At 38.0% G+C, this 9,684-nt stretch carries 8 protein-coding genes; 7 read left to right on the top strand and 1 reads right to left on the bottom strand.

Annotated features, from left to right (window positions below; all coding sequences use genetic code 11):
• Positions 1-86: 86 nt before the first annotated feature.
• Entirely contained in the window at positions 87-2,609 is a 2,523-nt protein-coding gene (locus H0185_RS18780; RefSeq protein ID WP_221875025.1) for a winged helix-turn-helix domain-containing protein, read from the bottom strand.
• Positions 2,610-2,925: 316 nt separating this feature from the next.
• Here H0185_RS18780 and galU point away from each other — a divergent pair, with 316 nt between their 5' ends.
• The 7 genes from galU (at position 2,926) to H0185_RS18745 (ending at position 9,329) form a co-directional block, all read left to right on the top strand.
• The gene (galU, locus tag H0185_RS18775) at positions 2,926-3,852 is read left to right on the top strand and encodes a UTP--glucose-1-phosphate uridylyltransferase GalU (RefSeq protein ID WP_221875024.1); all 927 of its coding nucleotides are present in this window, start codon (positions 2,926-2,928) and stop codon (positions 3,850-3,852) included.
• A 218-nt stretch (positions 3,853-4,070) separates the two neighbouring features.
• Entirely contained in the window at positions 4,071-5,528 is a 1,458-nt protein-coding gene (locus tag H0185_RS18770) for a glycosyltransferase family 2 protein (RefSeq protein WP_221875030.1), read from the top strand.
• A 123-nt stretch (positions 5,529-5,651) separates the two neighbouring features.
• Positions 5,652-6,434: a hypothetical protein gene (locus H0185_RS18765; RefSeq protein ID WP_221875023.1), complete on the top strand. Its 783-nt coding sequence runs from the start codon at positions 5,652-5,654 to the stop codon at positions 6,432-6,434.
• Positions 6,435-6,440: 6 nt separating this feature from the next.
• Positions 6,441-6,893, top strand: a complete 453-nt coding sequence (locus H0185_RS18760; protein ID WP_221875022.1) for a hypothetical protein — start codon at positions 6,441-6,443, stop codon at positions 6,891-6,893.
• Positions 6,894-7,125: 232 nt separating this feature from the next.
• Complete coding sequence (locus tag H0185_RS18755; protein ID WP_221875021.1) at positions 7,126-8,139, top strand: DUF3231 family protein; 1,014 nt, start codon at positions 7,126-7,128, stop codon at positions 8,137-8,139.
• 117 nt (positions 8,140-8,256) lie between these two features.
• Positions 8,257-8,703 (top strand): hypothetical protein, encoded by a 447-nt coding sequence (locus tag H0185_RS18750; protein ID WP_221875020.1) that lies wholly within the window; start codon positions 8,257-8,259, stop codon positions 8,701-8,703.
• An 83-nt stretch (positions 8,704-8,786) separates the two neighbouring features.
• Positions 8,787-9,329, top strand: a complete 543-nt coding sequence (locus H0185_RS18745) for a GNAT family N-acetyltransferase (protein WP_221875019.1) — start codon at positions 8,787-8,789, stop codon at positions 9,327-9,329.
• Positions 9,330-9,684: the final 355 nt, after the last annotated feature.

The following is a 9,684-nucleotide window of genomic DNA, read 5'->3' as shown; positions in this document are numbered from 1 at the left end:
TTTTTCTTGTGTGTAAATACATTTTTTTTGAAATTATGGGAAATTTTTAAACCCATGCAAGGCTAGTGGTCACCTACCTGAGTCACCTACCTGAAAATAGAAGGGTTTAATTGTCCATACAAAATGGCTTGGACGCGGGAGGTAACGCCAATCTTACTGTATAGTGCTGTGATATAGACACGTACTGTGCCTTCTGATAGGTTGAGTTTACTGGCAATTTCGCGATTTTTAGCCCCTGCAATAATGAGCTTGAATATATCTTTTTCACGAGGGGTTAAGGCGATCTTTTCTTGTTTGTCTACATGTACGATAGGCAAATGCTGCTTGAGTACGGCGAGATAGGTTTGTAATTCTGGGTCCTGAGTTTCTACATAGGTTGGATCCTTTAAATAGCGTTGTATAATCGGGATGATTTTCTTCTCATCCAGGAATGTTCGAATATAGCCATACTGTGCTGCCAGTTGAAATGCGGCATGCAAGGATTTCTCTGCATACGAATGATTGTTCATTTCGGAATGGCAGATCACTTCTAATACAGATGCTTCGATGATTGTCGCAAGTTGTTCCTCTTGTTGCGCCTCTGTTTTCACTTGAATAATAGTATGCAACGCTTCCTCATTGAGCCCACTTTGTAAAAGATATCGCGCATACGTAAGCCGCCAAAACGGCTGGGATGATTTTGTACGATCCAGTAAAAATTGCGCACGCTCCATTTCTCCTTTTAGTAAATGACAACGGGCTTGCATAATTTCAAGTGCGTTTTTCCAATGTTTTTCAGAAACTTTCTCTTCTACCTGTTGAAGCATCGCTAGAGCAGAAAGCGGTTGCTCCTGCATGATGTACATCTTTGCTTTTAATAGATACATAGGTACATAAAGATCGGGTTTCTCTTTTTGATGCCCTATTTCCAACACAATCGCTACTTCCTTCTCTGCCTCTGTTATTTCATTCAATTCATAAAACATAGCTGTACCTACCGCAAAAATATAGGGTGAAACAGCTAGCATATTCAGTTCAGTATGTCGGAACAACTGAATGACTTCCAAAGCTTCCTTTTTAGAGACTAATTTTCCTTTTGAAGCTAATCCCATTCGAAGTAGATTTGTTTCATAGTTATTATAAGAAATATCAGGCCATTTCTTATTTAAAGAGATTGAGTTTTTAAAAAGTTGGGTTTGCAGCAAAGCTAAAACTTCAGGCAATTTGTCTCCTTGCCCAACTAAAAAATAGGCCTTCGTTCGAATAAACAGGTTAGCTAAGTCGGCATATTGTGGGTTATCCATCCATTGTTTCTCAAGATGCAACGCCTCTAACTCATCCATCAGTTCCTGAGCCAGTTCAAATTGTAAGCTTGAAATGGCATTCTCAAATCCAGCAAGAAGGATCTCATAACTTAATGGAATATTTTCTTCACGTAATCGTTGTAACCAACGAAGGAACATACCTGTTTGCCTAGATGAAAGAATCGTGAAGAGATGTTCATCTATCCATTTTGTTGCCACCTCGTATAATTTGTACCTCATCGCAAGTTCAATACCAGTAAACAATTCACCCTTCACAAAATAAGTAAAGGCTGCCTTTTTTACGATTCCTGCAATGACATCCGCATCAAAGCGTTTTGCGAGCTCGTCTTGCAGTGCATTGGAAAAAAGATGGTGGTATCTATAGGCTAGTGAGGTGGATTGTAGTTTTAAAATAAATAAGCCATCACGCTCGAGTTTTTCAAGCAGGAGTGCACTATCTGTTCGTCCAGTTAGCTCGTCACAGATTTCAGGATCTAGCTCTTGTAAAAGAGAGGTTTTGAGTAAAAAATCCTGAATAGCGAATGGTTGTTTATTAATAATTTCCTGCCATAGAAAGTCGGTAGTGTAAGACTGTGATTTATCGAGAAGCATGGGCTCGTTCTCAGAGGCAAGCGTTGTTAATAGTAAACCCGAAACCCAGCCTTCTGTTTTGTCAAAAATGCTTTGGATGTGGGAATCATTGAGCGGTTTATTTGTTCTTTGTAATAAAAGAGTCGTTGTATCTTGTCGATTGAATTTCAAATGTGTTAAATCCAGCTCTTGCACCCATTGTCTAACACACCATCTCGCAAGCGGGAACGGGACAGCGGTTCGAGAGGTAAGATAAATATGCACATTTTCTGGTAAGTACTCAATGAACTGGATGAGAAAATCATGAATGCGTTCATCTTGAATGAAATGGTAATCATCCAAGACAATCTTTACCGGTTGATGATAGAGTGTTAATTCTTCAATGAGTTGAAAGAGTCCGATTTTTAAGATGCTTTGATTGGAGAGCTGGGATAAGGAGAGGTTCATAGATGATGGAAGCAACTGGTAGCTATTGCTTATGGCCGTAACGAAATACGTCCAAAAGAGAATCAGGTCGTTATCTTTTTCATCTAGTGTAATCCAAGCAACGGGTAGATTGATTTTTCTAAGATAGGCACTGAGTAAAGTGGTTTTGCCATAACCTGCAGGTGTGCGGAGTATCGTGATTTTTTTATAGGAGTTGGCTGTAAAAAGATCCTCCAAGTGCTTACGTTCTATATATTTAGGTGAAAGTCTTGGCATCATCAATTTAGACAGATTAAGCATTTGTTCCATCCGAAAGTCCCCCCTTGCTAATTAAAGGATATTTATCTACTACTATTTTACTATGAACCTTTCACATTCACAAAATTTATTAGGCTCAATATTAACTTTAGTCAGTATTGAAGTTTGAATTTTCCCTATAAACTAAATTTTGTGGGGGTATAAAGTACTGGGAACTTATCATTATTCGGGTGAATAACATACCTCTTGGAGTAAGGGGGAATTTTTACGGGAGAATGGACGGTCGATTTTTAAATGAAACAATAAATAATTATAGAAGCTATAGGGTTATGAAGAGTTTAAAAGATAGTGAGAGTAGGATGAAAACATGAAAAAGGTACGAAAAGCGATTATTCCAGCTGCAGGACTTGGAACTAGGTTTTTACCGGCTACAAAATCCATGCCAAAGGAAATGCTGCCGATTGTCGATAAGCCAACCATCCAATATATTGTTGAAGAAGAAGTGGCTTCAGGGATTGAGGATATCATTATCGTAACGGGTAAAGGGAAGCGAGCGATCGAAGACCATTTTGATCATGCCGTGGAGCTAGAAATGAATTTAAAAGAGAAAAGTAAATTTGAATTGTTAGAGAAAGTTCAAGCCTCCTCTAAAGTGGAGATTTATTATATTCGGCAAAAAGAACCAAAGGGGCTGGGCCATGCGGTTTGGTGTGCAAGGAAATTCATTGGCAATGAACCTTTTGCTGTTCTTTTAGGCGATGACATTGTCGAAAGTGAAACTCCTTGCTTAAAACAATTAATCAATCAATATGATCAAACATTATCGTCCATAATCGGTGTACAACCTGTACCTGAAGAGGAGACCAATCGATATGGAATCATTGATCCCCTCACTCAGGATGGAAGACAATATCAGGTAGCCAATTTTATTGAAAAACCTGATAGAGGAATGGCACCATCCAATCTTGCTATAATGGGCCGTTATATTTTTACACCTGAGATCTTTATGTTTTTAGAAAAACAAGAAACGGGTGCAGGAGGAGAAATTCAACTCACGGATGCCATCCAACAACTAAATCAAATCCAACGGGTCTTTGCGTATGACTTCGAAGGCAAACGTTTCGATGTTGGAGAAAAACTAGGATTTATTCTTACTACACTTGAATTTGCGTTAAAAGATGAGGCGCTCAAAAGTGACATCTTGAGATACATTGAGAAAGTGATAAACAGAGACAATTTACCGATAGACAGTGCTTTTGTTTCATCACTGGCTCGCAAATCAAAAGCAGTATAGGAAAAGTTCAACATTTATTATGACGATACGTTTCTCACACATTGTACCTAAGATATTTTTATATAAAACATGGGGGTAGGAGAATGGATAAGTTAATGACTCCTTATTCTAAAGAGGTTTCAGAATTGGTACCTGAAAGTACGAACCGAATAGCTAATTTATTTGAAGAACAGCAAAGGGACAATATCCTAAATGTTGCAGGAATTAAACATACGTACATGAAACCGAGAATGGTTGCGATAATCCCTGCACATAATGAAGAAATGTCCATTCGTGACTGCTTGGCTGGGCTAGGAGATCAGTCATTACCAAAAGGTCTTGATTTGGATATCATTGTGGTTGCGGACAATTGTACAGATCGAACCGAAGAAAAGGCCATTGAGGCAGGGAAAGAATTCAACTTAAATGTAAAAGTGTTAACAACCGAAAATAATAAACTACGGAAGGTTGGGGCACTGAACCATGGATGGAAATATATCTATGGAGATATTCTGGACTTATATGACCGAAAAATGTCTACTTATCAGCACCTATACCAGAAATCTGTTAAAGCCATCTTAGGGATGGATGCGGATAGCCGCTTAGCGCCAGGAGCTTTAATGCAATTATGGGAAGGACTAAGCAGCGCTCGTAATATTGGTGGGGTGATGGCCAAGTATACAATGAGAATGCCAAAGAAGAAAAGCTTGTTATCAAAAGACGATGTTCACTATGAGGAAAAAATCAATAGTGGGGAATATGGCGGCCCTATTTCCAGGTGGTGGACGCATCAGCAAAAACAGGATATGGCAAGTTGGTTATTAAACCTGCAATATCATGGCGGGAGTACTTATGTACTGGGAGGCCAGGCAACCTTGTTTAGGCCAGAGGCGTTACAGGACATCGTTGATGAAAATAAGCTCGATGGTCCTTGGCAAAATGATAGTGATGTAGAAGATATGTTATTAACTTGGCAATTGCAAAAATCAAAATGGAAAACGTTAATTAGTCCAGGTGCCCGCTGTTTTGTTGACGCCATGAGATCGTATCATACGTTTCGGCAACAACGGAATAAATGGAAATCGGGAACAGTCGAATTGCTAACCAATCATGACATCGGTGCGAAATCAAGACACAAAGGAAAAATTTGGCGGTCTGAACTAAAAACATCTTTAGACCTCTTCACTCGTATTCTATTCATTTTATTGCTTTCCATCTCCTTAGCGACCAACCAATTTTATTGGTCATGGATCTGGATTACACCAGTCGTGTTAGCATCGATTTTAAACACCATCCTTGCATTGAAGACACCTATGCATCGAACGATTGATGTAGTCCTGGCAGCATTATTAATCAGTCCTGAATTATATTTATGGGCCAATTTAATCACCTTTTCACAAGTTTGGTTAGGAAAGCTATCCGTGAATAAAAAAGACGGTTGGGCCAATCAATATAACGCTGAAAGAGGGAAGACTCATAGTAAATTAGCTCAAGGAATAATCGGCGCGATCCTTTCGATTTCATTAGTCGTGTACCTTTGTATCCAAAATAGAGCTTATTTAACAAGTGAACCCGTACAAACCGCACTGCAACCCTACTTAATGACAGGATGGGTCATCTTAACGATTCTCACCATCATCGCGTCGGTTAATATGTTGTATCAGATATGGACATTGAGAGGGAGACATACCGCGTAAACAAAGCAAAGTAGGTGACAGGCACCATCCAGAATCTGGATGGTGCCTGTCACCTTTTGGGTGTATTAAATCTCCCCTTTAGAAGAAACTACCAAAAGAGATGTTAGAATCTAGAGGTGGAATATGAATCGTACGAACCAAGGACGGTATCTTGGTCAGTTAGCTCATCTAAGTATTTTTGGGACTACACAAATACACCTTAGGAATCCGTACTTAATTGCAATGTGGTCGGTTACTTTCCCCGGTTATGGTCATCTGCTTCTATCCAAATACCTACGTGGATTTGCCTTAGTGTTATGGGAATTATTTATCAATCAACGTATACATCTAAACTCAGCAATGGTTTATTCATTTATGGGAGAAATTGATGCAGCTAAAGAAGTGTTAGATATTCGCTATATGCACCTGTACATCCCAATTTATTTGTTTGCCATATGGGATAGTTACCGAACAACCGTTGACTTAAATAAAATGTATTTACTGAATGAAAGCGAATCTCCTCAAGTAAAACACCTTACCATTAAACCTTTAGAAATAAATTATCTGGATAAAAGAAGCCCAATCGTAGCTGCTTTTTGGGCCATGACAATCCCGAGTGTAGGCCAATTGTATACGCATAGAGTTATTGGTGCTTTTTTTACTCTTATTATTACGGTGATCTTTGTGCATTACTCTCACTTCCTAGAAGGCTTTCACTATTTATTAATTGGAGAAATTGATCAATCAACTAAAGTGTTAAATAAACAATGGCTTCTTTATATCCCATCGTTTTATTTCTTTACCATCTATGATTCCTATATAAATGCAGTGGAAAATAATAAATTATTTGAGGCAGAACAAAAAAACTACTTAAAAAAACAGTATCAATCAAAAAAATTTAAAATAAAGAAAGGTGTAAAGGTCTAAATCAATATGCAGATTTTTGCTACTTTTGACCATTCCCATTACCTTGAATTAGCGATCAGAAAGTTGGAGCAAGAAGAAGTAAAAGATATTTTTGCAGTACCATTGGATAACCGCACTGAAAATCCAAAGCTCTTTGATACTCTCCATCAGTCTGATGGAATTTCTCTTATTAACAAAGGCATGTTTTTGGCGGTTATTTTCTCTGTGATTGGTGCAAGTAGAGGCTTTTTACTTGAATGGGGACCGATTTATTGGGGGCTAATTGGAGCTGGGGGAGGGTTTATCCTTGGTTTCATCATTGACATGATACTAGTAAAAATAAAAAATAAAAAAAGCAAAAAAATAAAAGGGAAAAAATCAGAAGTAATCTTGATCATTGATTGCAAAGAAGATGAGGGTGAAAAGGTTGAAAAGATCCTTTGGGATCATTTAGCGCTCGGACTAGCGAAGGTGAAATAAAAAAGTAGCATTTATTTGTATGCGGGTGCTAATCCAGGGAGGATTAGCCCTTTTTTCTTTGGTCCACAAAATCTTGGGGGACTCCCTTTTTATAGTTGGGGTAGAGGAGCTATAGACTGAAGTAAATGGTAACGAGGCCAAGCATTGGATCCTATAGAAACAATCATAGAAATTCATCAAATCCCATTTAATGGGGATAATACCAACAGTTCTTAAAACTGGAGGTAATAGTATGGAGACTCATCATATTCGTTTAACTTCGTCCGAAGTAGGTGGTTTGTGGGCAAATTATATAGCTGACTCCATGTTTGTTTGTATCTATAAGTATTATTTAGCGAAAGTAGAAGATGCAGAAACGAAGAAAGTCTTAGAACATGCTTTAGATTTATCTCAACAGCATGTACAAGGTGTTACAAAAATTTTCAAAGAAGAAGGGCATGCGATTCCTCTTGGCTTTACGGATGACGATGTTAATGTGGAGGCACCGAGGCTTTTTTCCGATGAGTTCTTTTTATTTTTTACAAAACACATGACAAAAGGAGCTTTAGTAACCTACTCTGCTATTTTGCCCCATACCTTTCGTAATGACATTCGAGAACACTTCATGTCTTGCATTTCTTCTTCAATGGAATTATTTAATGAAACCACAAACGTACTCCTTTCTAAAGGGCTAGAAGTGCGTTCTCCTTATATTCCTTACCTTCAAGAAGTAGATATGGTTGAAAAACAACGCTTTTTAGCGGGATGGTTGGGGAAACAAAGACCTCTAAGTGCTGCAGAGATTACTCACCTCTTCTCGAATATACAAACAAACCATATGGGTACATCCGTAATAACGGGTTTCGCTCAGGTTGCGGAATTAAAGGAACTTCGAGAATACTTCAAAAGGGGAATTGAGATTTCAAAGAAAAAGATTGAAGTGTTTAGTAAATACCTACATGAAAATGATCTCCCTGTCCCTGTAACCTGGGATGCAGAAGTTCAGGATACAACGGAATCTCCTTTTTCTGATAAATTAATGCTCTACCAAATTTCGATGATGACTGCTGCGGGTATGGGAAACTATGGAACGGCCCTTTCTGCAAGTCCAAGAAGAGATATTGCCGCTGAATACGTTCGATTCCAAGGAGAGATTGGACTTTATGCAGAGGACGGGTTAAATCTCCAAATTAAGTATGAATGGTTGGAAAGACCTCCTCATGCAGCTGATAGAAATGAGTTAATGAAGGAAAGAAATATAGATTAGGATTGAGAAGTGTAAAGGGAATGAACAATGATTGAACGCTAAAACCTAACTGAATGGGGATGAGAATTTTCACCTATAGAAGGTAAACAAAAAATAAAAAAAGAAGGTGAAACAAATGTGAAACCAAAAGAAAATTTGTTGTGGAGCATTGCTTTTCCTGGCTTCGGTCAAATACTTAACGGCAAGTATCTAAAGGGAATATTCTTTGTTCTATTGGAAATTATTATTAATGTTCAATCCCATTTTAATAAGATCATTTTCTTTAGTTTTAATGGAGAGATAAGCAAAGCCATTGATCATACTGAATATCAATGGCTCATGTTTTATCCTTGTGTTTACTTCTTTTCAATGTGGGATGCCTATAGGGATGCAGGCGGGGGCAAAGACCCTTATTCCTATCTACCGTTTGTGATATGTGCGTATTTTGTTACGGTTGGAATAATGTATTCAGCAAAGGTAAGGATATTTGGAATATGTTTAGGAACCGTTTGGTTTCCAATGTTATGTGTCATTCCTGGGGTTCTTGTAGGGGGGTTATTGAAAATGATAGTCAGAAATCGGTGACAGGCACCATCCAGTTTCTGGATGGTGCCTGTCACCTGGTTTTGCGTCACCGGTTTGGCACTGAGATAGAAGGGGGAATTTGTTTGGACAGTTTATTCTTAGAAATAAACTACTGTTCTTCTTTTAATGAGGAGTTGAACATCATTAACTTTGATGCAGACTTGAGACTTCATAATATGGAGACAAACGAAGAGTTTAGCATTGGTTATGCGCGGTTTTATTTATTTAATTCTTATTTGTTTTCTGAATGGTTTGACGTTGTAGATAGTGCTGATGCTGTATCGGGAGACCTTCATGAAGTCCTTGTTGTTCTTTCCGACTATAAGGATGATGAAGAAATTGCAGGGAAGATTCTTGTTTTAGATTTTATCCAAATACACGAAGAATACCGCAATCAGGGGTGGGGGAGTCATGCAATGAATGACTTTCTACATTATTGGAATTATCTAGATGTAAATTATTTTGCACTTAAACCTGCACCAAGTACTAAAGCATCGAGCGGGAATGAAAGAAGGAACTATATAGAAAGACTTATTCAATTTTATAGCAAATTTGGTTTTACGGTATTACAAAGTCCTAAGGTCAAGGAACCTTGTATGGGCAAAAACTTAAATTATCTTGATTAACCATTTTCCATGAATTTATATCGTTTTGATTGGAGTTTATATTATGGCCTCTGAAATTGATACATACTTAAACAGTGAACTTCCTTCTTTTAATAGACAAAACCATCCCTCCAAATGTGAGCATTTTCTCATAATGTTTTAGAAATTATCCCATAAATATTAGAACCTGTCATGATTAGTTTTTCTGGGTTAGGTGAATGTGGAGACAAAGGTTCCTTGTCACAGGATTCAGTTACTAGAAACGAGTCATTTGATAGAATGTTCATAGCATGAATGAACCAGTAAGGTGGAATACGTATTGTCATTCCTTCCTGCGTAGTAGGATCTACTATGCAGCATAGCTCTTCATTTTAAG

The sequence above is a fragment of the Mesobacillus maritimus genome, assembly GCF_019749255.1.
Lineage (GTDB): Bacteria > Bacillota > Bacilli > Bacillales > Cytobacillaceae > Mesobacillus_B > Mesobacillus_B maritimus_A.
The sequence above is the reverse complement of the archived record's forward strand: the minus strand, read 5'-3'. Positions and strand labels throughout refer to the sequence as shown.

Bases quoted from the DNA above. Each gene is read 5' to 3' on its own strand.
- H0185_RS18780 (WP_221875025.1), bottom strand. From the start codon at position 2,609: ATGGAACAAATGCTTAATCTGTCTAAATTGATGATGCCAAGACTTTCA.
- H0185_RS18755 (WP_221875021.1), top strand. From the start codon at position 7,126: ATGGAGACTCATCATATTCGTTTAACTTCGTCCGAAGTAGGTGGTTTG.
- H0185_RS18760 (WP_221875022.1), top strand. From the start codon at position 6,441: ATGCAGATTTTTGCTACTTTTGACCATTCCCATTACCTTGAATTAGCG.
- galU (WP_221875024.1), top strand. From the start codon at position 2,926: ATGAAAAAGGTACGAAAAGCGATTATTCCAGCTGCAGGACTTGGAACT.
- H0185_RS18765 (WP_221875023.1), top strand. From the start codon at position 5,652: ATGAATCGTACGAACCAAGGACGGTATCTTGGTCAGTTAGCTCATCTA.
- H0185_RS18770 (WP_221875030.1), top strand. From the start codon at position 4,071: ATGAAACCGAGAATGGTTGCGATAATCCCTGCACATAATGAAGAAATG.